The organism is Sporomusa aerivorans (assembly GCF_041428895.1).
Classification (GTDB): domain Bacteria; phylum Bacillota; class Negativicutes; order Sporomusales; family Sporomusaceae; genus Sporomusa; species Sporomusa aerivorans.
In genome coordinates this window covers 3,649,093-3,674,481 of sequence record NZ_CP156926.1, presented here as the reverse complement: position 1 = coordinate 3,674,481, position 25,389 = coordinate 3,649,093, and the positions used below count along the sequence as shown (strand labels likewise).

Below are 25,389 nucleotides of genomic sequence, written 5' to 3'. Positions count from 1 at the left end.
TTATGGGTATTCTGGAAGGTAGAACAGCGCTAGTGGTCGGAGCCAGTTCGGGCGTGGGTTATGGTTGCGCGTTGCGCTTTGCTGAGGAGGGGGCCAATGTATTAGCTTGCGCCAGGCGGCTGGATAGGTTAGAGAAGCTGGCTAAGGAAGCAGTCGGCATGGCTGGCAAAATCGTACCAATGGCCTGCGATATCGCGAAGGAGGAAGACCTGGAAAAGGTGGTGGAAAAGACCATCGCGGAATTTGGCAAGCTGGAGATTTTGGCCTGTATTGCCCAGGGGGGACTTGATCATCAAACAAATCTCCTAGATGCCAAGCCTGAACTGGTTCTCGAAAGCTATATTACAGGCCCCCTCTATACGATGCTTTTAATGCAAAAATGCTTTCCCTATATGAAGGAGCAGCATTATGGGCGTATTATCACTTGTGCCTCCGGTTCCGCGGTTTCAGGTACGCCAGGTTTTGCCGGTTATGCTATGGCTAAGGGCGCAATAATGTCACTGACCCGTTTTGCCGCCAAAGAATGGGGACAATTCGGTATCACTACCAATTGCTTTTTGCCAGTAATCAAGGCGGATGCCTTTAATACTAGCCCCCAGGGACAGGCGGCTGCAGAGCAGGTCGTTAAGGTAAGCCCGGTGGGTTACTTCGGAGACGCCTATAAAGATTGCAGCCCTATAGTCGCTTTTATGGCCAGTGAGGGCTCCCATTATATGAATGGGCAGATGATCGGCATCTGTGGTGGCATACAGATTCTTGCTTAACAAGAATACCGGGTAGCAAACCAGCTAAAGAATGCATAGTTCATTGGGTGGTATTTCGCCGCTATTGCATGAAATCAGAGAGCCAGCTATTTAGTCTGTTTGCGTAATCTAATAGGGTGAGTGACGCAGACTTAAAGAAAAAGGTAAACAAGGAGATCCTAATGATGGAAATTTATAAAACAAGGCGACTTACTTTATTGGTGTTGGTACTGATTATCAGTGGTATGGTTCTGGGAGGATGTGGGAAATACATCTCCAAAGCGGATAGCTTCACTTGGGAAGAACTCAACAAAGACCCGCTATTTGCCCAACCGTATATTGATGTGGATGAATGGCGGGATTCCCCGGTAAGGCACCGTTATGTACACGGTGGTTTCAAAGATACTGATACTCGTTTTTCGTTTTATTTTCCTGAGAAGGAGCATTATCAGGGACGGTTTTATCAATACATCACCCCCGCACCTGATAATGAAAATTTAGCGCAAGGGGGGGCTACAGGAGAAGAGGATAAAATCAGTTTTTCACTCGCCAGTGGAGCCTACTTTATAGAAACTAACGGCGGCGGAAATTCTGGCTCCAGCGATGCCACAATTGGCGCTTACCGGGCCAATGCAGCCTCTGCGCAGTATTCAAGGATAGTCGCGATGAAAATATTTGGCGGGAAACGTCCCTTTGGCTATGCATTTGGCGGCAGTGGTGGCGCTTACCGGACCATTGGGGGGATGGAAAGTACCGAAGGCGTATGGGATGGAGTCGTTCCCTATGTAGTGGGTTCACCAATGGCCATTCCGAACATGTTTACCGTTCGTATGAACGCGATGCGGATACTCAATGATAAGTTCCCTCAGATTATCGATGCCCTGGAACCTGGTGGCAGCGGGGATATGTATGCCGGACTCAATGCGGAAGAAAAAGCGGCATTAGAGGAGGTTACCAGAATGGGATTTCCGCCCCGTTCCTGGTATGCGTACAAAACGATGGGGATTCACGGTTTTATAGCCGTTTATCAGGGCATGGTTATGGCAGACAACAGTTATTTTACCCAGGACTTCTGGAATGTTCCGGGGTATTTGGGCGCGGATCATCCGGAATCCTTTGTAAAGGCACGCATTCAGAAAGTGAGTAAAATAAAAAGAGCGCTTTCGATGGATCAGGCAGTGGCAATGGGCATAACAGAGCCTATGGCCGAAAATGAACGAGGTACAGCAGATATGGCATGGAAAGGAGCAGGTGGAACCGCAGGAGACATGCCTGTAGCTTTCCAGTTAGAAGATGGGTTGCCCGATGTTGGTTTCTTGGGAGGCGATTTGCAAATCAAAAGTGGTGAAGCTGCGGGTGAATCATTACAGCTAAAAGCCATTGCTGGAGATAACGTAATTCTTGGCCCGGTCAACCCGCAAGTGCTTGTCAAGATCAAACCGGGTGACGAAGTACAGGTTGATAACTCCAATTTTCTGGCCGCGCAAACCTATCATCGTCATCAGGTTCCCGGCAAAGAGTATAAGGCGTGGGATCAATTTAGAGATGCGGCGGGGAATCCTATCTATCCGCAGCGGCCAATGCTGATAGCGCCGAACTTTACCAAATCAGCTGCAGGTGTTCTGCCCACTGGCAAATTCAAAGGAAAGATGATTGTCTTGTCCTCCCTTTGGGATCGTGAAGCCGTTCCCTGGAACGCCGATTGGTACCGTGCCCGGGTTCAGGAAAACCTTGGCGATCAAACAAACGAGCATTTTCGTCTTTGGTACACTGATCATGCGACACATAACGACATGACGCAACAGGACGATCCCACCCACGCTGTCAGTTATCTCGGAGTGTTGCAGCAGGCCTTGCGCGATCTGAGTGCCTGGGTGGAGAAAGGGATTGCACCTCCCGCTACGACGAATTACAACCTGGTGGACGGACAGGTTGTGGTACCAGCAACTGCGAATGAGCGTAAGGGTATTCAGCCGGTGGTAGAGCTTAACGCCAATGGGGGCAAACGTGCAGATATTCCGGCAGGCCAAGCCGTTACGTTTGCTGCGACTGTAGAGGTGCCTCAAGGCTCTGGGCAAATAGTAAGCGCAGAATGGGATTTTGACGGCTCGGGAAATTTCTCCGATAAAGTAAATTTAGATGCATTAAAGTCGGACAGCTCCGGAATAGTAACCATCCAGGCAACACATAACTATACAAAACCGGGGACGTATTTCGTAACACTTCGTGTTGCTTCCCAAAGAGATGGTGATACCCAAACACCTTTTGCAAGAATCCAAAACCTGGACCGGGTACGCGTGGTTGTTAAATAGTGTGTAGTAGGCGTCGCCGAACCGGCCTGATTTTGGTAAAATAACTAAAGTATTTTACCAAGTTGGATTTCTTACGATCCTATCAGACAGGCGGCGGTGGCATGATTAGAAGCACTCTCACCAGTAATGGTGAGAGTGCTTTAATATTGTTGACTGCCGTTATCAGTTTGTCTTAGCTTTTAATATAAAACCGGAGTTACATACAATTATTTTGTACGAAGAAGAATTCCATGATAAGTTTAGCAACAAACCATACCGCCATCTACCGCTATCATTGCACCATTAATTTGTTTGGAATCATCGCGTCATAAGAATAAGCAGGTTTTGGCAATATGCTTTTTATTCTCCTCCATGATTTCCGGTCCGGGATTTGGTTATCCTGCACTAATTACTGAAAAAGGCCATGCAAGCTGCTCGGAAAAATTATACAGTTAAGTTTCGGATTCATGCTAATCCGTTTTGGGAAGGATATAAAAATGACATCTATACTTAAGAATCATTGATTAAAGTGTGGAGGGACTGTGAAACTGACATGAGTCAACCTAATCAACAGGTGAAGACAGGTATACTACTTTTCATTTTAATTCTAGGAGCGTTTTATCGCTTCTAAATCAGACGATATTAAATGTTGCTTTACCCGATTTAACGGTAGTGTAAAATAGATTGTGCTTTTGCCAATAGTCGAACAAGGCTATACAATAAAAGCAAGGGGGCAAAAGCATGGCCATCGTGGTCTCAGCCCTGTCAAGTAGATACTGACATAGCCTCCTTGTATTGAACTGGGGAAAAATAGTTTAACCTTTTTTGAAAACGCTCATGGTTATAAAACTCAATGTAATCATCAATTGCTTGATATAACTCTTCAAGGGTCATATATTTATTTATATATAACATCTCTGTTTTGAGATGCGAAAAGAATGACTCTATGCAGGCGTTATCAAGGCAGTTTCCTTTGCGAGAGTGGCTGCCTAATAGGCCAAGCGCCGCCATGTGTGTATGGCAGCTTGAACTCTTACCGATGAGCGAGAGCAATGAGCCAAGCATTGTGCCGGTCACATTGCCCGAGTCTCTGCTTAAAACAGATCCGACTGCTCCGGCTATTGCTAGATCGCCTGTACCCCTCACTTTCGCATAGGCTTGGCCACTTTAGAACTTCGTAATGCGCATCGCCAGAACTCATTACCCATGTGAAAAATGTCTACCACCTGGTTGACGCTGAACGCTCCTGCGAAACCTGCGGCGCGGACCAGTAGCTGTCTGTGAAGAATTTGTCCGTTCCGAACTGGAATTTATTCCGGATCAGGTTCGAGTTATCGGCTATTATCGTGAAACCTTAGAATACCGGAACTGCCGAAAAAACGACCGACCCTATATGAATAAAGCAGAGTTGCCTGATCCGGTGATTTTGCACTCGTTAGCATCACCTCACCACTTGTTTAGATCATGCACCAGAAGTTCGTGAATGCTATTCCCTTCTATCGCCAGGAAGCAGAATGGCAGATGCTTGGCGTTACCTTGAGCCGGGCTACCATGTCGAAGGACCCATCCCATTCGGCTTTTTGAATATCAACCGAGGCGCGGAGGCAGTTATCCGAAGAAATTCCTGAAAGGATTTCAAGGATATTTACATACCGATGTGTATCGAGGCTATGACAAGGTCGAGAAGATAGTCCGCTGCTACTGCTGGGCCCGCGTGCGAAGAAGTTTATTGATGTGCTGCCGAAAGATGCGAAATGGCCGGAAGCAACGGTAGCTGCACAAGGCATACAATTTTGCAACGAGCTATTTGCTATGGAAAAGGCTCTAGCCTCTAATCTCGGCAAAAGAACGGTATCAGGAGCGTCTAGCAAAGCAACTACCTGCGTTAGAGGCGTTTTGGTCGTGGGCAGATTTTGCCCTACACACCCTGTCGCCCAAATGCAAAGCCAATGGAGCCGTACAATATGCAGGAATCCACAAAGTGGGTCTGATGAATTACCCGAAAGATAGGAACTGTTCGATTTCAAGCAATCTGGCAAAAACAGTATTCGACTATTTGCGATTGGAAGAAAAAACTGGTTGCTCAGCGGCTGTAATCTACAGTTTGATCGAGACGGCTAAAGCCAATGGATTAAACCCGCACCCGTTATTTAGAGTATATTTTGGGAGATTTACCAGGCGTGCCACTTCGGCAGTACCCCGATTCTGGATGACTACCTTCCATGGAATCCAGACATTCAGAAGAAGTAGTCTTCGAACAAAACCGGCAAATGAGAAGCCAGCTTTGTTTTTGTCTAGATACTTTCTTGTTATGCGCTTACGACATATTGTAATTGTATAAGAATATAATATCACGGATATCGAATCGAGCTTCAGTGATCTAAGCTTAGCTTGATTATAACTGGCGAGATTGGTGGGATTTTTAATACAAGCATTGTACATCTCGCTAGTTTAGGCCATTAGATTGGTGCTCCTGAAGGTATTAAATTTCACGACTGGCGATATACTCACGTAACGTTGTTGTTATCAAAAGGAATTTCTGTTAAAGTGATGTCTGCACGATAAGACATAGTACTGTGGAAATGATGCAAGATACGTGGCAGAGTCAAGATTTTTACTGGCGATTTTCCGCTCCCAGGAGGTGAGAATGGGACTCGCCAGGCGTCGCCGGGGTCCCTACGGCCCTCATGACAGCCAGGTTGGGGGCCAAACTTGAGCAGAATGAAGGACTACATGTAAATTTTATCGAACCACTGTATTGTGAAAGGAACGTACGATAGGTGAGAGGAGGGCGGTTAGCCACGATCCTCCTACTTGATTGGGCGAATAGATCCTATCCAAGTTCAAAAGCACCGGTATAAAGCTGGTAGTATGTACCTTTTTGAGCGATTAGCTGATCGTGGCTACCTCTTTCAATAATGGTCCCATGTTCCAGCACCATGATCACGTCGGCGTTCTGCACGGTGGAAAGCCGGTGAGCAATAACGAATACAGTTCTGCCTTTCATCAGCGCATCCATCCCCTTTTGGACAATGGATTCCGTTCTGGTATCAATAGACGACGTGGCCTCATCCAGAATCATGACAGGCGGATCTGCCACAGCTGCACGGGCGATTGAGATTAGCTGCCCCTGTCCTTGTGAGAGGCCGTTTCCGTTACCCGCCAGCACGGTTTGATATCCTTGCGGCAGCATACGAATAAAACTGTCTGCGTTGGCGAGCTTTGCGGCCGCAATACACTCTTCATCGGTTGCGTCCAGCTTGCCGTAGCGGATATTGTCCATGACCGTTCCGGTGAACAGATTCACATCCTGCAGGACGATACCGAGGGAGCGACGGAGGTCTGCTTTTTTGATTTTATTGATATTGATGCCGTCATACCGAATTTTCCCGTCAGCAATATCATAAAAGCGATTGATCAGGTTGGTAATCGTTGTTTTTCCTGCGCCAGTGGCTCCAACAAAAGCTACTTTTTGCCCTGGCTCCGCATAAAGCGTAATATTATGCAGCACGATTTTATTTTCTTCATAGCCAAAGTCCACATCATAAAAACGGATTTCCCCACGGAGCGGCGTGTAGGTTACTGTTCCGTCACTGTGCGGATGCCTCCATGCCCATGAATCTGTCCGTTCGGCGTACTCTTTGCTTTCGCCGTTTTCTATTTTTATATTCACGAGCGTAACATATCCATCATCGTGTTCGCACTCCTCATCCAACAGGTCAAAAATCCTCGACGCGCCGGCAAGGGCCATAATGACCATATTAAACTGCATGGAAATCTGGCCAACCGGATTAATGAAACTGCGAGATAAGGTCAGGAAGGACACAATCGTGCCGATTGTCAGGACATTGACCCCGGTAAGGCTCAGATTGGGGAGATCTGCAATGCCTGCCGCGCCTCCGATGATCGCAAGGAGCACATAGAGCATGTAACCCAGGTTGCCAACTACTGGCATGGTAATGTTTCCGTATTTGTTTGCTTCGGTGGCGCTGTAACAAAGCTTCTCATTCTTTTGATCAAATTCCTTTTTGACATTTTCCTCATGACAAAAGACCTTTACGACCTTCTGGCCATTAATGATTTCCTCAATGTAACCGTTTACGTCGCCAAGGGCTGCCTGTTGTTTGATGAAGAACGTACTACTTCGTTCCACCAGCGCCTTAATAACTTTTAATAGCGCAAAGGTAAATGCGGCAACGAACAGCGTCAGGCCCACGCTGAGATACAGCATGGAGACCAATACTGCTATTACGGTGACCAGAGAGGAGAACATCTGCGGTAGGCTTTGGGAAATAGCCTGGCGAAGAGTATCGGCATCATTGGTGTAGCGGCTCATCACATCACCGTGGGTATGGGTATCAAAATAGCGAATTGGTAAGGACTGCATATGCTTAAACATAGTGTCCCGAATTTTTTTCAGCGTACCCTGTTCAATGATTACCATGGAACGGTTGTAAAACAGTGTGGAGAGAACTCCGATCAGATAGATGGAGCCGATCAGTAAGACGGCGCGAAGCAGTTCAGTATACACGGGATGTTCCTGTCCCTGCAGCGGGATAATATAATCATCGATCAGGGCTTTGAGAAACAGCGAGGATGCTGCACTGGTAGCCGCGCTCAATAGAATGCACACGATCACAAAAAACAATTGGATTTTATATTCGGCCATGTAAGCGAGCAGCCTTTTGATCGTTCCCGGCTTGAACCGGCGTATGGGCGGTTCTCCGGTCATTGCCGGACCGTTTTTTACTGCTTCTTTATTCATGGCGCACGCCTCCCCAGCTTTGAGATTCATAAACCTCACGATAAATGGCGCTGCGTTCCAGCAGCTCTTCGTGAGTACCCACCGCATTCACCCGGCCATTGTCCAGCACAATGATTTTGTCGGCATCTTTAATGGAAGACACGCGCTGTGCGATGATGATTTTCGTGATGTTGGGGATGTCCTGACGGAATGCCTGACGGATCAGGCTGTCGGTCTTGGTGTCCACCGCACTGGTAGAATCGTCGAGGATTAGTATTTGGGGCTTTTTTAACAGCGCCCGGGCAATACACAGTCGCTGCCGCTGTCCGCCGGAGACATTGGCGCCACCTTGCTCAATGTAAGTGTCGTATTGCTCCGGGAACTCGCGGATAAAGCCGTCGGCCTGAGCCAGACGGCAGGCATGGATGAGTTCCTCATCCGTAGCATTTTCATTGCCCCAGCGAAGATTTTCCTTGATCGTTCCAGAAAAGAGTACGTTCTTTTGCAGCACCATAGCGACCTGATTGCGGAGGGATTCCAGATCGTAGTTCCGTACGTCAACACCGCCGACAGTCACTTTTCCGTTTATAACGTCGTAAAGACGGGGGATTAGCTGTACAAGACTTGTCTTTGAGGAGCCGGTTCCGCCAATAATCCCGACCGTTTCTCCTGTTGCAATGGACAGATTGATTCTATTTAGAACAAGCTTATCGGTGTTCCCGGGATAAGAAAATGAGACGTTTTCAAAGCTGATCGCCCCATCTTTTACAATACATACCGGATAATTTCCGCTTTTCAGGTCGCTTTTCTCATCTAAAATTTTCACAATGCGCTCTGCTGACGTGTGAGAGATAATAATCATGACGAATATCATGGAGAGCATCATCAGACTCATCAGGATTTGCATGGCATAAGTAATCAAACTGGTCAATTCGCCTGTTGTAAGCCCAAGCGCGGTATTGTTGCCGCTGGCGACAATGGCTTTTGCACCGAACCATGACAGCATAATCATACTAGCATAAAGGCAGAATTGCATCAGCGGCATGTTAAATGCTAACCGTTTCTCCGCCTTGGTAAAATCCTGAAAAATCGACAGTGAAATTCCTTCAAACTTCTTTTCTTCGAAATCCTGGCGAATATAGGATTTGACGACCCGGATGCCGTGTAAATTTTCCTGAACAACATTGTTTAGTTTGTCGTAGGTATTGAATACGCGCACAAAAATGGGATGTACGTGTGACATAATCAGCCACAGGCCAAGGCCAAGGATCGGAATTACCGCAAGAAAAGTCAGAGATAAATAGGCATTGATTCGGAACGAGAAAATCAGGGAAAACACAATTACCATTGGCGCGCGCACACCGAGCCGTATCAGCATCTGAAATGCGTTCTGTACGTTTGTAATGTCGGTAGTCAATCTTGTAATAATGCTTGCCGTTGAAAATTTGTCGATATTGGAAAATGAAAATTTCTGTACATTATAGAACATATCATGGCGCAGATTCTTAGCAAATCCGGAAGCGGCGATTGCCGCACTTCGACCCGCTAGAATACCGGTCAGCAGAGAGAGCAACGCGAAAACGGTCAGCGCAAGTCCTATCCACAAGACATAGGACATATCTTTCTGATTGATACCATTATCGATTAGAAGCGCCATTAAGGTTGGAATGGCAATTTCAAGAATGGACTCAAAAGTTACATAGACCGGTGCTAAAATTGTATTTCTTTTATATTCCCGAACACTGGATAAAAGTTTTCTAATCATAACTCTCCTCAATCAATTTACTATCGTAAGAAGAAACTTCAAATAACGTGGAGTAGGGCTCAAAGCTCCAACCCTATTCTTTTTTTTCAGTTCCGCTTCATCAATAATGTTGCATATTTAGCAGGTTGTTATACAAACCATTCTGGCCGCACTGGCGAAAGTATAGCGGCGAACAATGTGGCGGTAGGATTTTTCTATATAAGTTAATAGTTTAACAATAAACTGAAGAAGGGTGTTTCTGGAAATACTGTAAAAAAGTACCTTGAAAGAGAGGTTATGCACAAAAGTCGAAGCTGTAAAAGCTAGTTTCTACGACCAACGAGTCGTCGAGCAAGCCATGCGCTGCTCTGACGAAATTGACATTACCACGCCTCGCTGGTACGAAACCCGCTTGATCTCCGCTATTTTCAGCAACATCCAAAGTCTAAAGCCCGGTGAACACCGCGAGCGGTTTGACCGGGGAGCAAAGGAGACTGAAGCAGCAGCCCAACATATTTTACAGGCCGAAGAAGGACGCTTAAAATCGCAGATGATTTCCCGACTAATTAAAGTCTATCGCAATTTAGGTGGACTCAGAGAACATCACAAATTCCTGCTGATTAGTGCCATTGGGGAGTGTAAGCAAGCCATTTTGGGGGAAGTCCAAAACTGGTGGCGGCAGGGATATTGGAGCAGGTACAAGACTGCTATTATCTGACATTGGACGAATTATACCAGCTTCTGCAGGACAATTCAGCTAAGCCTGTTCAGGAAATCATTGCGGGGCGTAAGGCTGAGTACCAACGATATCAATTCAGTAATTGAGTCATGCAGATTTATATGGCTCAATTAGATAAATAATATCCATTTGAGGCTGTTGATTAAATGTAAAAACAAGTTTTTGATTTTAGTGAAATCGATATAAGTAATATGAATTCGTAGAAGTAGTATAGCTAATTAGAGGATATTATGGATGTAGTCCTCTTACTTTATGAAAATGGAATAGTACCAATAACGAAGAACAAGATGAAGTACGTCGCAGAATATTGCGATCAACGGAGGGAAATAGCGGGATGGTCCAAGCCAGAACGTGATGTTATGCTAAAACAGCTGAAAGAAAAAGAAGGATTAGCCATTCGACAGATTGAGCGCGCTACTGGAATTTTTCGTGGTGTGATAGCAAGAAGTTGACGGAAAAGGAACGCCGGGTTGTCAAAATTTTCGAAGCCTAATAGGATTCTAGTAGAGATGAAGTTCTTGTTTAGTTGGCTCAAACGGAAACAAGTTACTCAGAAAATCGATCAAGCGTTTGTACACATTGCAATGGTAAGGGATAGATCATTGACAAAGGGATAACGCGAGATTGCAGAGACTGTTGTGCATCCGGTTTCGTACAAGTACACGAGATTGCCCGGATTATTCTGGTAAAGGACGGAAAATGCTTGGCTTTATTACTTGTAGTCAATGTAGAGGAACTGGAAAAATGGAAGAAAAAATAGTGTGCCCAAAATGTAAAGGACTGAAAAAAATCACTTCGCCAGATAGAACGAGGAAGTGGTACTCTTGTAAAAAGAAAGGAGTAGCGGGCGTGGCCGGCTGTGCCGAAGATTAAGTTGGTTGCATTAGTAGTTTTTGTCTGTATTGTTGGGGTATTCCTTTTCATTAAGTTTATAAAACCAGGCCGCGTTGTGAGGGGAGCCGCTTCAATTAAACAGAACAGTTCCGACCTAGCCACCGAGGAATCAGATGGTGCAGACGACGGGATGAGTTACAGAATTGCGCCGTGATAAAAAAACAATCAAAGCACAAGAGAAAGGAATACCGATGAACTATTATAAACGAATAGTCTTACTGGTTTTCTTCATAATCGGTGTATCGGGAGCGGTTATCTATTTAACTGGGGATATCAGTATATTTGGCCATTTAAGTGCTTTTCGCCCATGGTCAATGATGCTGGCCTTTATTTTTTTAAGCTTAGGCATGTATTTTGACAGCACTCGTTTAATCACTCTGGCAAAAATGGCAGGAAAGGAGATCAGCCTGTTTCAGTCATTGCAAGTGATATTGAGCAACTATTTTCTCGCCATGTTAACGCCGGGAGCGACTGGCGGACCGGTCGCTCAGGTTCTTTTCCTCCGCAAACTGGGCATGCCGACAGGTCGAGCGACAGTATTAGTTCTCGTCCGGACGATTTTATCTATTCTGTTTTTAATCATCTGCCTCCCCGTGGTATTTTATTTGGATGAAATCCTAATACCCTGGGTGCAGCCGGAATTTGTAGGTATAGTAGTGGTTGCGTTGATGGGAATTATGGTAGGCAGTGCATGGGGCGTGCGCACCAGAACGATGGCGCGTGCCGTTTTATGGATAGCAAAGCGGGCATCAAAGCCGCTGCGTAGTCGTATATGGCGGCTGTATCGTGATATCCAAGCTTCAATCGGTTTGCTTTTGTCTTCGCCACGTGGTATGGCACGAGTGTTTATTGACACCGGCTTAAGCCTATTATCTTTGTATGCAATCGTTCCCGCGCTTTTTCTCGGCTTGGGTATTGCAGTAGACTGGCCAATCATTATAAGCCGAATGATTATCTTAAATTTATTGCTTTATTTTGCTCCGACCCCAGGTGGGACTGGCATTGCGGAAGGTGGCTTTGTTTACCTATTTGGCAATTTTGTACCGGCTGGTACGGTTGGCCTCTTAGCTGTTGTCTGGAGAATTCTTGCTGAATATTTACCTTTTGGTGCAGGTATGTATTTTACATTTAAAATGTTTGGGAGTAAGCTTCTTATGGCCCCCAAAACGCTTCGATAGCGGCAGCACGGAGCTGCATGGCTCGATTGGGAAGAGTTACCGCTATCCTCAGCCTGAGGAAAGCGCAGGCAGTTCAGTCACCAAAGGGGGGACGACAACGAAGTATTCGCTGGTCAAGCCGGAAGAAGTGCTCAACCGCGAAATGGGACTGACCTACCCGGCTCCGGCCAGGCTGAACGTGGATGTAACAAGAAGATTGAGAACATGATTCAGGGTGCAAACTACGGGTCTAAGCCCGTACCCTATAATCTGCCGGAGGTGACGATGAAGGGGTTTGAGGCCGGGGTCAGTAAGTCGCTGGGTGACCGGGTTAAGGCATCTTTCCAATTTACCTACACCCAGGACGTCAATCCCGAGTTGGGCCGGCAGGTCAACGAGGTGCCGGAGCGGAAGTATTCTGTTGGACTGAACTATGCAGGCGGACATGGTTTGAACGCCAATTTGTCGCTCAATTATATAGACAGCCGGTTCATTCAGTTTTCCGACGGCACCGGCAGTTCTGGCGAGCTTGATCCTCCCAGTTGCATAATTACTCTTCTGTTACCCTGCCGGCGTATTCTGCCGTCGACTTTAAAGTGAGCAAAGCATTGAGTATTATATAAAAATCAGCAACCTGCTGGACCTTTTGAAAGAATCCAAAATCTGGACCGGGTACGCGTGGTTGCTAAATAGTGTGTAGTAGGCGTGGCCGAACCGAACTGATTTTGGTAAAATAACTAAATTATTTTACCAAGTTGGATTTCTTACGATCCTATCAGACAGTCGGCGGTGGCATGACGAGAAGCACTCTCGCCAGTAATGGTGAGAGTGCTTCTGTATTGTTGACTTCCGTTATCAGCTTCTCGTAGCTTTTAATATAAAACCGGAGTTGCATACCATTATTATGTACGAAGAATTCCATAATAAGTTTAGCAACAAGCTATGCCGCCATCTACCGCTATCATTCACTATTAATCTGTTCGGAATCCGCGCTGCATAAGAATAAGCAGGTTTTGGCAATATGCTTTTTATTCTCCTCCATGATTTTCGGTCCGGGATTTGGTTATCCTGCACTAATTACCGCAAAGGGCCATGCAAGCTGCTCAGAAAAATTATACAGTTAAGTTTCGGATTCATGCTAATCCGTTTTGGGAAAGATATAAAAATGACATCTACTTAAGAATCATTACTTAAAGTGTGAAGGGACTGTGAAACTGACATGAGTCAACCTAATCAACAGGTGAAGACAGGTGTACTACTTTTCATTTTAATTCTAGGAGCGTTTTTATCGCTTCTAAATCAGACGATATTAAATGTTGCTTTACCTGATTTAATGAAGCAATTTGAGATTTCTGCAACAAATGTCCAATGGCTGTCAACCGGCTTTATGCTGGTAAACGGTATTATAGTTCCGGCCACGGCCTATTTTATGAAACGCTTTACGACTCGGCAGCTATTTATCAGTTCAATGGTTTTATTGTTAGTAGGAACTTTCATTAACGCCATTGCACCAAACTTTGCTTTTTTATTAACAGGTCGACTGATTCAAGCTGCAGGTACCGGTATCATTATGCCTCTATTAATGGTAGTCATACTTGCGATATTTCCTGAGGACGGCCGCGGAACTGCAATGGGAATGATTGGACTTGTCATGATAGTAGCTCCGGCGATTGCCCCAACCTTAGCTGGATTCATTATCGAACATTTTTCATGGCGATGGCTATTTATCGGCATGCTTCCACTTGTCGTAATCATCATTGGTTTATCAGCCAGATATCTGGTTAATGTATCAGAACCATCTAAGCCCAGATTAGATATCAAAAGTATTATTCTTTCAACAGTTGGGTTTGGTGGGATTCTTTATGGATTTGGCAGCGCGGGCGACAAAGGATGGGGCAGTACGGTAGTACTGAGTTGCTTACTCGTTGGTACGATTTGCCTTGTACTTTTTATTTGGCGTCAACTTACTTCGACGAATCCTTTGATGAATCTGGAAGTCTTCAAAAGTCGAATGTTCACTATGACCACAATTATTCTTGTTTTAAGTACGATCGTTATGTATGCAGATATCATTTTAATGCCGATTTACTTACAGGAAACTATGAGCTATACAGTACTTCAGACAGGATTATTACTTTTACCAGGTGCATTGATAAGTGCTTTGATGTCACCTATAGCGGGTCGTTTATTTGATAAATTCGGAGCAAAACCGCTAGCGCTTGCAGGTTTATTCTTTACTATCATCGCGATAGGGGGAGTAACCAATTTAAGTGAAACGACTAGTTATGATTATTTAATGATAAGGACCATCGTATTGCGTATCGGTATGTCTCTCATTATCATGCCTGTTAATACCGGCGGACTGAACGCGCTTTCCCGGCACCTAAATGCTGACGGCACAGCAGCTAGCAACACGGTTCGGCAAGTCGCAGGTTCGATCGGAACTGCACTTCCTGTAACAATTATGACAATCAGAACACAAGATCATAGCGATGAATTACTTCAATTTGGCGATATTTTGTCCCCAGACGAAATTAGTAGACAAGCCTCTATACTAGGTATAAATGATGCTTACATTTTTATTGTGTTTAAGTTATTGCAGCACTTCTTACAACTATCTTAGTGTCAAATAAAAAGGCATAAGATAAAAATCACGGATAAATTTGGGCCATCATTACTAGCTGGTTTGGTTTCTGCTTTGAAATTACGCAAAAAATATTACAAAGGACGATATATTATGTGTAAAATAATGATTTCTGTTGGCGAAGCATCTGTGTGATCTTCATGGAGCTGCTCTAACAAAAGCCATAAAAAAGAGTTGCCCAAGTGTAACAATTTTTGGTATGGGTGGTAGTAAAATGAAAGAAGCCGGGGTAGAGATCGTTCATGACATAAATAAGCTAACAGCAATGGGAATAGTAGAGGTTAAAAGAAGCAGCTGTACTGACTTACATATCAGACACCCATTCTCAAAGGGGGATTTGTAAAAAACATGCACATAAAATCAACATCGTCAACTATACGGCTGGTTTCAAAGTATTATGGTCATTAGAGTTGAAATCTTCTGGGAAGGGAGGAGTAGCCATCATGACTAAGGATGCTAATCAACCTATTGATGTTTTAGTTGCGGCAATTCAAAAAGAGGCAGGAAAAATCTAAAAAAACGCACCCCAGTTCAATTCGAACTGGGGTTACTTCAATTTTAGATGAACATTGATTTCAGGTCGGCTTCCACGGCCGCGAGTGTTATCGATTCGCTCAACGATAACACGTTCTAAAATTGATCTTAAAGCCGTTTTCTTTTCTTCGAGGCTAAAATTATCCTTATGAAGATTGAGTTTAATTAAAGAGGCAATCTCATCCACGGAACGGGTTGGGGCAGTAGAGGTCAATTCAGATTCATAGGATTTTTTCATTTGCATAATATCGGCTAATTGTCTATGAAGATCTTTAAGTTGGGCTTCTACTTCGCTTTCAGTTAACATCTTTTGTCGAAACCAGCGCAGTAAGGTATCCTTTTGCTGTAAAAGTTCTTTCTCTGTTTTTGCAATTTGATCCAGTGCGGTTATATTCTTTTGTACATTTTCTTTTTTAGGTAAAGCCTGGATATATTCAGCAATTTGCGAAGGGCTATGGCAGAGTTCCAATAAGTAATTAAAGACATAATCATCCAAAAGCTTAGTAGGTACTCGTCTCGCTGTACATGGTTCCAGTCCAGAATACACATAAGATGAACTCCTTTGGCTTAAGCAAGCATAGTAACTAGTATATTCTTTGCATCCGGAATGGGATATTACCATAGCACGACCACATTTAGCACAAGTCACAAGTCCATTTAGAAGATAATCATGTTTTAAATTACGCTTGGCAAAATCTTTGTTTTCTTGTAGTTGCCTTTGAGCAGTTTGCCAGGTAAATTCATCAATAATTGCAGGGACCGATATGGGAATCCATTCTGATTCTGGACGAAGAGTGCGCTTTTTTTTGCTCAACCCAATTTTTTCATATCTATATTTCATTGAATAGATTACGCCTTTATAAAGGCTGTTGGTTAATATCCTATGTATGCTAGACACAATCCAGGACTTTTTAGCCCTAGGAGATAGAATTCCACGGGCATTTAGTTCTTTACATATCCGCGCTGTACCCATTTTTTTCTTAACAATAAAGTCAAAAATCATTCTTACAATTTCTGCTTCTGACTCATTTATTACATAAGTACTTTTGTCAGAATCAAAGGTATAGCCGAAAGGTTTAGCATTACTTATAACAAGTCCTTTACTTGCCTTGCCACGTTTACCACGCATAGTACGCTCTTTGATTTTTTCCTTTTCATATTCAGCTACTATGCCTTGAAACTTGTACATCAATTCTCCTTCAGATGTAGATTCGAAGTTGACAGAGGCAAATTTACGCATAGCGCCAGCTTTGCTTATTTCTTCCGATATTATAAGCAGATGTATGGTTTTTCGGGCTAACCGGTCGGGAGCGTATGCAATTACTATGTGGAAGAGCTTATCTTTCAATTTTTTCCGTAGTTTAGTCAAGGCTGGACGATCAATAAACTCCCCTGAATAACCATCATCAACAAATTCCTCTATAGTAGTTGCGCCTAATTCTAGTGCATATTTGCGACAAGCTTCTAATTGAGTATCAATGGAATAGCCTTTTTCCGCTTGTTGCTCTGTAGACACACGGACATATATTGCTGCGTTCATATATACACATCCTTAAACAGGTATTTGCTGTTTACTTGGCCTGCGCTAACTGGGTACGTTTCAGTATCCCTTCGATAAGCGGGATCATAAATTTATTACTATACGTATCCTGTAGGCTAACGTCATAGTTCAGTAAGGTTATTTTGACGACTGGAGCCAGAGTTTCTTTAGACTTACTTCTTTTTGGCATTTTCCCATCACCTCGATAAATCGTATGCGGGCAATGGTTGTCTGATTGACGGGATTGGATCGGAAAGTTAATTAAATTTTTTGTAGTCACAGTATCACGCTCACTTCGAAATGTAATTTTTGAACATGAAAAAAGGACGTAAGTGTTGTTAACAATTACATCCAAATTAGCAGGTAATATTTTGTTTGTTTACTTAAATTGTTTGTCTATTTTAATGTTTTATAATTCATACTTATATAATATGTAACTCAGATATTTAACTTTATCGAAGACTTGACCAATCTTTTTCAAGTCCGAAGAATTTTTTCTCGCGTCAAGGCTAGATGGATTTTTCTTGAATAAAGAGATACTCAGTGCTGTAGGAATTAGGCTTTATTCAAGAAGATCATTTTGATCATTATCATAGAGTGTTAGTGGTGAAAGATCATAGTTACCTAATATCTCATTGATATATAATTTATAGTTATAAAAGTCCCTCTTTGTGATTCGAAACTTTTGACCAGTAAACACATTTACAGTATTTAGTATATAGTGAATATGTGTGTTTCTTTTATCAAAATGCATATATGAAACAATTTGATATTCACCGGAAAAATATGAACCGATTTTGTGACCAATCTCCAGTAGTGTTTCGTGAGGTAATGAAATACCACTATCGAAGCTAAACATAAAATGTTTATATTGGCGCCCCTCGGTTTGATTATGAATTCTCTTAACCGCATCCATTTCTTCAAATGCAGTTTCTGGAGACACACCTAGTCCATCAGCGCATGGGGGTAAAGAATTTTTTCTCTCAGATTTGGCGTAATGAATAATACCATACAATGTGCGGGGGTTTTGGTTAATGACTTTAAAATACGACATTTTCTTTTCTCCTTTATATTGATTTTGATAAATAAAAAAGATCGGTGCTGACCGATCAAGTTTAGTTTGACATGATAAGTTTTCTTAAATGTACAATAGTTTTGCTTAATAATAGACTTGTTTCTTTAACATTAGTGTTAGGTGGACAATCTAGCAATATATTGCGAATTTCCTGTATACTATGTAAAATTTGTTTCCCTTCAGGAATTATTTTTATATTAGTATTTAGACAAGCTCTGCGAATAATCTCATTTTTGCTTACTTTATCTCTTTCTGACTGCTCAGTGATCCATGCATAGAGCTTTTCATCCATTCGAATGGAAATGTTCTTGCATTTTGTTTTACACACTTTTTTTTCAAAAATACGTTCTTTTTTTTTCATAAATATTCCTCCTGAATATTTAATTATTGTAATACAAATGGGTTACTTGCCCCCAAATTCCTTTATATTCTGTAGTTGGGGGAACATTAATTGGAATAGCATATTATATATACAAGGTAAATATATAATATTTATTATTATGTTGTATTAATTTAATTTTTTATAATCAAGCATAAAGTTTGATCAAGCAAAGTAATCGCTAAGAAGCAATCAGGATATTCTTTGAAAAATTTGAAGGATTTTGCAGAAAAAGATAAAACAATATAGATATGTCCCAGCGAAACTCTAGTTTGTTTAAAATACCATTTCTATATTATGAGTTATTGGTGCTGGATAATTTTATTTTACGATGGGAGTGTTGTTTTTATGGAAGAAGAACTGCAGCCAGCTACAGTAGTAAGCATACCAATTTGTGAGACATGGCGATATTCTGATGATTACAATACGTATATTCCTCTGAAAGAAAAATCTGTATCTGATGCGATTGGAAATGCATATCAGAAGTGGAATCCTAAGACTCCGGTACTTATTTCGGCTCAAACAGGAGCAGGGAAAAATTATTTTGTTAAGACGATATTGCTCCCTGAAACTGTGCGACAGGGGAAAAAAATACTTATTATTAGCAACCGTATTGCCCTAAGTTATCAAACAAAAGCAGATATTGTTAAGAATCTAAAGGTGAAAAAAATTTACTCATCTGAGTGGCTGCGAGACCAGGAGGAATTTGATGATTATGTGACTATTTTTACATACCAAAGATTTATAACGAAAATAAATGATATTGATCCGAAAGAATATTTATACGTAGTATTAGATGAAGCTCATTTCTTTATGGCAGATGCAACTTTTAATTATAAAACCGGCTTTATATTAGAGCGTATTCCTAAAACATTTTCTGCCAGCATCCGTGTATATCTGACGGCAACTCCTGATGAGGTGGGCGGGTATATCTTAGAGTCTGAAAAGAAAGCTCATCGTGATAAAATTCACTTTTTGTCGTATGACCTTGAACGTGACTACTCCTATGTACAGCCTCTTTACTTTAAAGAAGTTGAAGAGATTACAAAAGAAATTGAACTTGATGCTAACAGCGAGGATAAATGGTTAATTTTTGTCACTAATAAAGAAAAAGGAAAGATACTGCAGGATTCTTTACTCAAGGCCAAAATTGATGTTGTTTATCTGGATTCTGAATTAAAAGAAGAGGCCATGGAAGAATTCTATTATAAAATTTTAGATAATGATGCATTCCCTAACAAAGTATTGATATCAACCTCTGTTTTGGATAATGGAGTAAATTTTAGAGATATTAACCTAAAAAATGTAGTCATTTTTTCTTATGATAAAACAACTTTTCTACAAATGTTGGGTAGAAAGCGCATTGTGAAAAGTGGTGAGTCGGTGAAACTTTATATTCAAAACAAAACAGCAGGTATGCTTAATGGAAAACAACGTATTTTAGTTAAAAAACAAGCAGCAGTATCTATGTTTAAAAAAGATAAAAATAAATTTTTAAGCGAATATTATAGTTCAACGATAGAGGATTTTAAAATTATTCATGGGTTGTTTTATTTTGTTAATGGTAATTGCTATTATAATCCTCTTGGACTGGGAAAGTTAGAAAACGATATCCAGCTTCTTTCCAATTTAATTGATAAAATTAAGAAAGATGCTTCTGCCGATATAAAAGAACAATTATCATGGCTGGGACTAGCCGAGACTTTTGATGAAGAAAATTGGCTTGAGTGTAACGGACGTCAGGAAAACCTACAGAAGCTAAGTGATTTTTTGATTAAAATGGTTGAACGATCTTATCGTGATGGAGCTGAGCAAAAGGAGTTAGGAATAGAACTAAAGTCTCTTTACGATAAAGTCTATGGCCCGCGCAAAAATGCAAGATCTGATTTTTATGGTACAAAAATAATTACTGATATTTTGGAAGAAGTAAAGTCGCCATATAAACTTGAAATAAAAAAGGAAAATAAAACAAGTGTATGGAACTTTATTGAAAAAAGTAAAGGTTGCTGAGAAAAAGGAGCTTGGACAATGCCAAGCTCCTTTTTCTTGTTGAGCCTAACGGTCTGTTGTTAGTTAGCATCATCAGCGACAAATCCTTTGTTTGTAGAGGAAACTAGTACATTTACCATACAGTTACTTGGGAGCTTTTGAATTTAAGGCGAAAATAAAATTATTGAGTTTCCGTGCATCTCAGTAATTTGTCAGTACCCGGTTTTTCAGTTATATACTATAGACTTGAACCAACAGGTCTTTAGGTTATACATAAAGCTTGCAAAGGAACATAGAAAGACGCTGGCTCATGAGCCAGCGTCTTTCACATGGCTATGGAGGAGGTCAAGTCTGTGTCGAAAATCCATGAAAAAACAATCTCACTCGAATACCGTCAGAAGAGATGCTGCTGAGTGAGTTCGTAACCCGGCAGTAACTAAATTGCTAATTGCTGAGCATGCCAGTATTTATAACCTACTGCTACACGCATCAGAACCGCAGTGGCCAGCTTGGCCGGTATGGGAAAAATCAAAGTAAAACGCCTTGCCTATTTAAAGGCTACTTTAAACATATGAAAGAAGAACGGAAACGGTAGGTAACTATAATTTTCAAGTCCGCAAGATGTGGCGGCATTCTGAGCCGATATGCAGGATTTACAGCAAGAAGAATTCAGGTTGGTGTTCCTCAATACCAAGAACAAAATTTTAGGTTAAAGTCAATTTTTATTGGCACCGTGGATTCTACCGTCGTGTCTGCCCGGGAGATCTTTTGTGCAACTGTGCAGTATATGGCGGCACCATATAGTAGTGCATAATCATCCATCCGGCAATCAGGAGAGCCAAGTCGGGAGGATATCGCATGCATCCGTCAATTGGTGAAAGCGGGCAATTTGTTGGACATTAAAGTTTTAGAACATGTTATTAGCGGCAAATGCACTCATTACAGCCTGCGTGAAAAAGACCATATGAGCGAGGGAATGACAGAATGATGAAAGAGGGACATTTTATATAAACCGTCTCCTGGTCTGCTAAATTGCTATGATAGTCAAGAAATTCAGAGCTGAATTTTGTAAGCATTAACTGCTGGTTAAAGTTTTAAGACCATTCTCTAAAGCTGCAAAGATGCCAATATGAGATAATTTATGTAGAGCGGGGTGAGGACATGAAACTGACATATCGGGAAAAAATTCGCCAGGTAGGGTTAAATATCAGCTACTATCGGAAATACCGGAAACTAACTCAAATGCAATTGGCGGAACAGGTAAATATCAGCGCCTGTTATATTTCTCAAATCGAGAGGGGACTATTAAAAAACGCGGTTTCATTGCCTGTCCTTATGGCTATTTCAGAAGTTTTAGAGATTGAGATAGGCAAGTTGTTCGAGTTCAAAGATTTGCAGCAGGACAGGCGGGAGGTGGGAAAAAATGACGCTAACAGCCCGTAGGAGGTGAGTGAAGGGTATTACTGATTTGACTTTTGTAAATGCAAATGCCGTTTGTTTGAAGCGGATTACTGCAAATAATTCTCTAAGGAGGTTATCAATATGGATTGGATTGTCATTATTTTATGGCTAATTTTAGGGACAGCGTTGTTTGGTGCCGTACATAAAGCGCTTAATATTACCTATTTTGGTTTTGGGGGCTTGTTCAACGTTTGGTTTTGGTGCATGGTTGCTGTGGCCGTAGTCGGCTATTTCGCCCTTCACCTGATTGGAGGTGTCGTTGACTGGGCCAGCCAGTTTGTAAGTGCCTATTATAGATGGATAATTTGCGGCGTGCTTGTACTGTTTGGACTGGCCATAATGGGGAGTAAAGTTGAAGATCCAGCTGAGAAAAAAGGTGAGGCGATAGGTTCCGAACAAGATAAATGAGAGAAAATATAAAATTATGTATAGAGGTAAGAATAAAAATTATAAGGAGTTGTTTTACATGAGAAAAGTTCTGTTGTTACTAATGTTTTGTATGGTTTTATCGGTAGGCAGCGCGGCAGCCCGAGCAACTGGGTTTAATTACGACGAGGCTGTCGCTATTGGCTACGGTACTTGGGTAGACACTGAAACCGGGCAGCATGTATATCCTATATGGAAGAACAAAGCTGGAGAAACAAATATTATTTCCAATAAAGGGTATACCGATTCTCTTGGTGAAAGCAGGATCTTTTTTGATTACAAAGGAGTTCAAGGTTGCCTGATCGTTACATATGATGCGAAGGCTGATAAATATTTCGCTGAAATGAACTATAAACCAGATATTAAATGGATAACCAAATACGCAAGACTTGTGCGGGTAAGCACAGAGCAATAAAAATGAAAACGAGAAATGTCGGCTGAGATGGAATGTTCCATGCTTTGTCTGCTAGGACATAATACCCCATCGTGAATCATTTGATAAACGGTCTGTAAACAAACACCCAACAAACTTGCAGCATCTAATACAGGTAAACTCTTCAGACTTGCATTTTATTCACCGCCTTTTAGAATTAATTACTGTTATGTTGCATTGTGAAAAATTAAAATAGCATTAATGGGGTATACTCTTAGCTCCTCCCGAGAGAAAGCGATTCGTCGCTTTAAGAAAAAATCTCAATTCGTAACCTCTTGTTGTAGTCGATTCATAAAAAACAACCGTGCCCCAAAGGTCACGGTTGACAGAGACTATGCCCTCGTTCCAGTGCCAGAATTACGTTAGTCTGTTCGCCGGATGACGGCGAACCACATCTTTGGCCCTGCTTCTTGATATGCGCCTGGATGTTTCGCTAAGAACTCCTGGTTTATTTCGCCAATAACCTGCTGGACCGATTCGATTTCCCATCCTTTAGCAAAAATTTCATATAACTCCTGCTCTGAAACTCCACCCTCAGGTGCTTCATCTGTAAAACTCAATAAGAAGAGTCGTCCACCCGGTTTCAACACGTGGGCTAACCCCTGGACATAGCGTGTTCGGTCCTGCCTTTGGTCTTCTTTGGAGTAGATGTGCAATAGCCCGCTGTCGATAACGCTTGCGAAGCGCTCATTCCAGTCGTTTAGTGTCATAGCATCTTTAACCAAGAAATTCACTGATAAGCTTTGTTCTGCAGCTTTTATTCTGGCTCGTTGAATCGCGCATTCAACAAAATCGATTCCGGTCACTTCAAGCTCCCTAGCTGCAAAGAACAGAGCAGTGCTCCCGGTGCCGCATCCGGCATCAAGAACCGGGCTTTTAACTTGGTCGATAACAGTCAAATATGGCGCTTGTGGTTTTCCAATGTCCCATGGTGGAGTTGCATTATAATGCTCTGTAAAACCTTCATGGGCTGATGAATAGTTTTGCATCGTTTTCGGGTCATACTTCATGGTTCATTCTCCTTTGCAGGTGTAATTAAATGTGAGAGGGCGGGCACCGACTGCTACGTCATAGCACGTCCATTAAAATCCATCTCTTCGACGTCCTCCAAATCCCATATGACGGTCCCCGAAAAAATGCGGATGTAGCCTATGTTCGTCAGAATCATTTTGTTCACCGGCAAGAGTTTCTTTTACCGAAGCAATTAGACGGTCCAGGTATCCAGCTAAAATTTGCTGTTCCTCTTTGTTTAAGCATTGAAACATTTCATCTGCCGCGAGTTCTTGCGCACGATTTTGCTCAATCGAAGCGACTGCTTTTGCGCCTTCGCTCGTCAGCTTAATATCCATTGCGCGCCGGTCTTCAGCAGACGGGGTACGGGTGATATAACCGTTTTGCTCCAGTTTCGCCAATAATTCTCCCATGGATTGCGGACGTATGCCCAGCAAATACGAGAGCTTTTTTTGACTCATTTCTGGTTCCATTTTAAGCAAAGACAGAATTCTGCCTTGCCCACGATAAGGGTCTTGAAGGTGGCTTGCCCCCGTTTGGTGGTGCTTTTGTATAAACAAGCGGCTAAGTGTGATGAACCTTTCAGTCAAACTAACTTTGTCCATGTCATTTTCTCCTTGAATATTATTAAGGTACCTTAATTGAATTATACGGGTACCTTAATAATGTGTCAACAATATTTACGCATTGGGCCAAGAAAAACTTAGCCGCCGCTTAGTGTATTGCGACCCTAGGCATGCAAATGAGTTAACCCCAATCGTAGCCGTTTACAACATCGTTCTTAGTGACTGGCTCTGCAGCAACAGAATGTTCGAGTAACCTTCTAAAAACAAGTCCTCGGCTTCCTGAAGTTCGTCGATTGAATCGGAATGTGAACTCCTCCAAATACGACTGCAGGTGTTCAGGTATTAGCGAACCTTGGAGGGTGCCTAAAATCCACCTTTTTAACAAGCCTGAGATTCGATGGACACCAGGCATAGAGACATGCGCAGGGTCACCTGACTCGGATAACCTAACAATCTTATGAGAATATCCTAAGTCGTGTAATCCGTTGTAGCTACGCCATCCGTCCGTGAGGATTAAGGAACCAGGGGCAACAACATCGAGGACGAAGGGGAGAAGGCTGTCACTAGAGGAATCTGGCACATAACGCATTCGCACTCGCCCAAAGCCTTTAGGCTGCTTGATTTCCACTGCAATAACAACAATGCTCTTTGTTGCTCCGCGCCCCCGCTTACCGCCTTGTTTAACGCCACCGATAAAAGTTTCGTCTATCTCTATGTTACCTGATAACTGTGTGCGTTCTCTGCTCACCATCGCAATACGAAAACGGTGTAACATCATCCACGCCACTTTGTAGCTCGTGCCAATAGTCCGCTCTAAGGTTTTAGCTGACAGGCCATTCTTTGCCGTTGTCACATGCCAGGCAGCTTCAAACCATGTGGTCAGAGGGGTGCGAGTCTTGTCAAAAATCGTTCCCGCAGTCACTGAAGTCTGGTGGCGGCAAACTGGACAAGTAAGACGGTCACAACTTTGGTCCCACGGGGTTGCGATAGCGTTGCAGGCAGGACAGACCAGTTCCCTT

At 42.6% G+C, this 25,389-nt stretch carries 21 protein-coding genes and 3 pseudogenes; 14 read left to right on the top strand and 10 right to left on the bottom strand.

Annotated features, from left to right (window positions below; genetic code table 11):
• The first annotated feature begins 2 nt into the window (after positions 1-2).
• Complete coding sequence (locus SATMO3_RS17585; RefSeq protein WP_371371045.1) at positions 3-764, top strand: SDR family NAD(P)-dependent oxidoreductase; 762 nt, start codon at positions 3-5, stop codon at positions 762-764.
• Between the two features lie 161 nt (positions 765-925).
• Positions 926-3,055, top strand: coding sequence for a PKD domain-containing protein (locus SATMO3_RS17580; protein ID WP_371371044.1), 2,130 nt, complete (start codon positions 926-928; stop codon positions 3,053-3,055).
• A 744-nt stretch (positions 3,056-3,799) separates the two neighbouring features.
• Here the strand turns inward: SATMO3_RS17580 and SATMO3_RS17575 are convergent.
• Positions 3,800-4,036 (bottom strand): annotated as a pseudogene (locus SATMO3_RS17575) (transposase); the annotation flags it as partial.
• 462 nt (positions 4,037-4,498) lie between these two features.
• Here SATMO3_RS17575 and SATMO3_RS17570 point away from each other — a divergent pair.
• Together SATMO3_RS17570 and SATMO3_RS17565 are read left to right on the top strand one after the other, a co-directional pair.
• Complete coding sequence (locus SATMO3_RS17570; protein ID WP_371371043.1) at positions 4,499-4,618, top strand: transposase; 120 nt, start codon at positions 4,499-4,501, stop codon at positions 4,616-4,618.
• Positions 4,605-5,375: pseudogene (locus SATMO3_RS17565) on the top strand (transposase). Before SATMO3_RS17570 ends, SATMO3_RS17565 begins: the two are co-directional and overlap by 14 nt.
• Positions 5,376-5,867: 492 nt before the next feature.
• Here the strand turns inward: SATMO3_RS17565 and SATMO3_RS17560 are convergent.
• Both SATMO3_RS17560 and SATMO3_RS17555 read right to left on the bottom strand, forming a co-directional pair.
• A complete protein-coding gene (locus SATMO3_RS17560; protein ID WP_371371042.1) occupies positions 5,868-7,799 on the bottom strand; it encodes an ABC transporter ATP-binding protein in 1,932 nt (643 codons plus the stop codon).
• Positions 7,792-9,543, bottom strand: a complete 1,752-nt coding sequence (locus SATMO3_RS17555; RefSeq protein WP_371371041.1) for an ABC transporter ATP-binding protein — start codon at positions 9,541-9,543, stop codon at positions 7,792-7,794. The genes SATMO3_RS17560 and SATMO3_RS17555 overlap by 8 nt, the downstream gene beginning before the upstream one ends.
• A 262-nt stretch (positions 9,544-9,805) precedes the next feature.
• Here SATMO3_RS17555 and SATMO3_RS17550 point away from each other — a divergent pair, with 262 nt between their 5' ends.
• The 5 genes from SATMO3_RS17550 (at position 9,806) to SATMO3_RS17530 (ending at position 15,299) form a co-directional block, all read left to right on the top strand.
• Complete coding sequence (locus tag SATMO3_RS17550; RefSeq protein WP_371371040.1) at positions 9,806-10,240, top strand: hypothetical protein; 435 nt, start codon at positions 9,806-9,808, stop codon at positions 10,238-10,240.
• 1,106 nt (positions 10,241-11,346) lie between these two features.
• Positions 11,347-12,333 carry a YbhN family protein gene (locus SATMO3_RS17545; protein ID WP_371381739.1) on the top strand — a complete coding sequence of 329 codons (987 nt, stop codon included), beginning with the start codon at positions 11,347-11,349 and terminating at the stop codon, positions 12,331-12,333.
• Positions 12,334-12,528: 195 nt separating this feature from the next.
• On the top strand, positions 12,529-12,912 hold the full coding sequence (locus SATMO3_RS17540) for a TonB-dependent receptor domain-containing protein (protein ID WP_371381738.1): 384 nt from the start codon (positions 12,529-12,531) through the stop codon (positions 12,910-12,912).
• 619 nt (positions 12,913-13,531) lie between these two features.
• On the top strand, positions 13,532-14,935 hold the full coding sequence (locus tag SATMO3_RS17535; protein WP_371371039.1) for a DHA2 family efflux MFS transporter permease subunit: 1,404 nt from the start codon (positions 13,532-13,534) through the stop codon (positions 14,933-14,935).
• Between the two features lie 136 nt (positions 14,936-15,071).
• A complete protein-coding gene (locus tag SATMO3_RS17530; protein WP_371371038.1) occupies positions 15,072-15,299 on the top strand; it encodes a hypothetical protein in 228 nt (75 codons plus the stop codon).
• Positions 15,300-15,503: 204 nt separating this feature from the next.
• On the opposite strand, the gene SATMO3_RS17525 is transcribed toward SATMO3_RS17530, so the two are convergent.
• The 4 genes from SATMO3_RS17525 to SATMO3_RS17510 all read right to left on the bottom strand — a co-directional run bounded on the left by SATMO3_RS17525 (position 15,504) and on the right by SATMO3_RS17510 (position 18,466).
• Entirely contained in the window at positions 15,504-17,030 is a 1,527-nt protein-coding gene (locus SATMO3_RS17525) for a recombinase family protein (RefSeq protein WP_371371037.1), read from the bottom strand.
• Between the two features lie 31 nt (positions 17,031-17,061).
• Positions 17,062-17,220 carry a hypothetical protein gene (locus SATMO3_RS17520; RefSeq protein ID WP_371371036.1) on the bottom strand — a complete coding sequence of 53 codons (159 nt, stop codon included), beginning with the start codon at positions 17,218-17,220 and terminating at the stop codon, positions 17,062-17,064.
• Positions 17,221-17,592: 372 nt separating this feature from the next.
• Entirely contained in the window at positions 17,593-18,084 is a 492-nt protein-coding gene (locus SATMO3_RS17515; RefSeq protein ID WP_371371034.1) for a relaxase/mobilization nuclease domain-containing protein, read from the bottom strand.
• Between the two features lie 61 nt (positions 18,085-18,145).
• Positions 18,146-18,466 carry a ribbon-helix-helix protein, CopG family gene (locus tag SATMO3_RS17510; protein WP_371371032.1) on the bottom strand — a complete coding sequence of 107 codons (321 nt, stop codon included), beginning with the start codon at positions 18,464-18,466 and terminating at the stop codon, positions 18,146-18,148.
• Positions 18,467-18,832: 366 nt separating this feature from the next.
• Between SATMO3_RS17510 and SATMO3_RS17505 the strand changes: the two genes are divergently transcribed.
• From SATMO3_RS17505 to SATMO3_RS17485, 5 genes are all read left to right on the top strand, one after another.
• A complete protein-coding gene (locus SATMO3_RS17505; RefSeq protein ID WP_371371030.1) occupies positions 18,833-20,494 on the top strand; it encodes a DEAD/DEAH box helicase in 1,662 nt (553 codons plus the stop codon).
• A gap of 799 nt (positions 20,495-21,293) precedes the next feature.
• Positions 21,294-21,461 (top strand): JAB domain-containing protein, encoded by a 168-nt coding sequence (locus SATMO3_RS17500; protein WP_371381736.1) that lies wholly within the window; start codon positions 21,294-21,296, stop codon positions 21,459-21,461.
• A gap of 173 nt (positions 21,462-21,634) precedes the next feature.
• A complete protein-coding gene (locus SATMO3_RS17495) occupies positions 21,635-21,916 on the top strand; it encodes a helix-turn-helix domain-containing protein (RefSeq protein WP_371371028.1) in 282 nt (93 codons plus the stop codon).
• A gap of 99 nt (positions 21,917-22,015) precedes the next feature.
• Positions 22,016-22,342 carry a hypothetical protein gene (locus tag SATMO3_RS17490; RefSeq protein WP_371371027.1) on the top strand — a complete coding sequence of 109 codons (327 nt, stop codon included), beginning with the start codon at positions 22,016-22,018 and terminating at the stop codon, positions 22,340-22,342.
• Between the two features lie 58 nt (positions 22,343-22,400).
• Entirely contained in the window at positions 22,401-22,775 is a 375-nt protein-coding gene (locus SATMO3_RS17485) for a hypothetical protein (RefSeq protein ID WP_371371026.1), read from the top strand.
• 380 nt (positions 22,776-23,155) lie between these two features.
• Here the strand turns inward: SATMO3_RS17485 and SATMO3_RS17480 are convergent, their stop codons facing one another.
• From SATMO3_RS17480 to SATMO3_RS17470, 3 genes and pseudogenes are all read right to left on the bottom strand, one after another.
• A complete protein-coding gene (locus tag SATMO3_RS17480; RefSeq protein WP_371371025.1) occupies positions 23,156-23,803 on the bottom strand; it encodes a class I SAM-dependent methyltransferase in 648 nt (215 codons plus the stop codon).
• 72 nt (positions 23,804-23,875) lie between these two features.
• The gene (locus SATMO3_RS17475) at positions 23,876-24,409 is read right to left on the bottom strand and encodes a MarR family winged helix-turn-helix transcriptional regulator (RefSeq protein ID WP_371371024.1); all 534 of its coding nucleotides are present in this window, start codon (positions 24,407-24,409) and stop codon (positions 23,876-23,878) included.
• Positions 24,410-24,551: 142 nt separating this feature from the next.
• A pseudogene (locus tag SATMO3_RS17470) lies at positions 24,552-25,376 on the bottom strand (IS1595 family transposase); the annotation flags it as partial.
• Positions 25,377-25,389: the final 13 nt, after the last annotated feature.

Coding starts and splice junctions, on each gene's coding strand:
- SATMO3_RS17585 (WP_371371045.1), top strand. CDS start 3: ATGGGTATTCTGGAAGGTAGAACAGCGCTAGTGGTCGGAGCCAGTTCG.
- SATMO3_RS17580 (WP_371371044.1), top strand. CDS start 926: ATGATGGAAATTTATAAAACAAGGCGACTTACTTTATTGGTGTTGGTA.
- SATMO3_RS17570 (WP_371371043.1), top strand. CDS start 4,499: ATGCACCAGAAGTTCGTGAATGCTATTCCCTTCTATCGCCAGGAAGCA.
- SATMO3_RS17560 (WP_371371042.1), bottom strand. CDS start 7,799: ATGAATAAAGAAGCAGTAAAAAACGGTCCGGCAATGACCGGAGAACCG.
- SATMO3_RS17555 (WP_371371041.1), bottom strand. CDS start 9,543: ATGATTAGAAAACTTTTATCCAGTGTTCGGGAATATAAAAGAAATACA.
- SATMO3_RS17545 (WP_371381739.1), top strand. CDS start 11,347: ATGAACTATTATAAACGAATAGTCTTACTGGTTTTCTTCATAATCGGT.
- SATMO3_RS17535 (WP_371371039.1), top strand. CDS start 13,532: ATGAGTCAACCTAATCAACAGGTGAAGACAGGTGTACTACTTTTCATT.
- SATMO3_RS17525 (WP_371371037.1), bottom strand. CDS start 17,030: ATGAACGCAGCAATATATGTCCGTGTGTCTACAGAGCAACAAGCGGAA.
- SATMO3_RS17520 (WP_371371036.1), bottom strand. CDS start 17,220: ATGCCAAAAAGAAGTAAGTCTAAAGAAACTCTGGCTCCAGTCGTCAAA.
- SATMO3_RS17515 (WP_371371034.1), bottom strand. CDS start 18,084: ATGTCGTATTTTAAAGTCATTAACCAAAACCCCCGCACATTGTATGGT.
- SATMO3_RS17510 (WP_371371032.1), bottom strand. CDS start 18,466: ATGAAAAAAAAAGAACGTATTTTTGAAAAAAAAGTGTGTAAAACAAAA.
- SATMO3_RS17505 (WP_371371030.1), top strand. CDS start 18,833: ATGGAAGAAGAACTGCAGCCAGCTACAGTAGTAAGCATACCAATTTGT.
- SATMO3_RS17495 (WP_371371028.1), top strand. CDS start 21,635: ATGAAACTGACATATCGGGAAAAAATTCGCCAGGTAGGGTTAAATATC.
- SATMO3_RS17490 (WP_371371027.1), top strand. CDS start 22,016: ATGGATTGGATTGTCATTATTTTATGGCTAATTTTAGGGACAGCGTTG.
- SATMO3_RS17485 (WP_371371026.1), top strand. CDS start 22,401: ATGAGAAAAGTTCTGTTGTTACTAATGTTTTGTATGGTTTTATCGGTA.
- SATMO3_RS17480 (WP_371371025.1), bottom strand. CDS start 23,803: ATGAAGTATGACCCGAAAACGATGCAAAACTATTCATCAGCCCATGAA.
- SATMO3_RS17475 (WP_371371024.1), bottom strand. CDS start 24,409: ATGGACAAAGTTAGTTTGACTGAAAGGTTCATCACACTTAGCCGCTTG.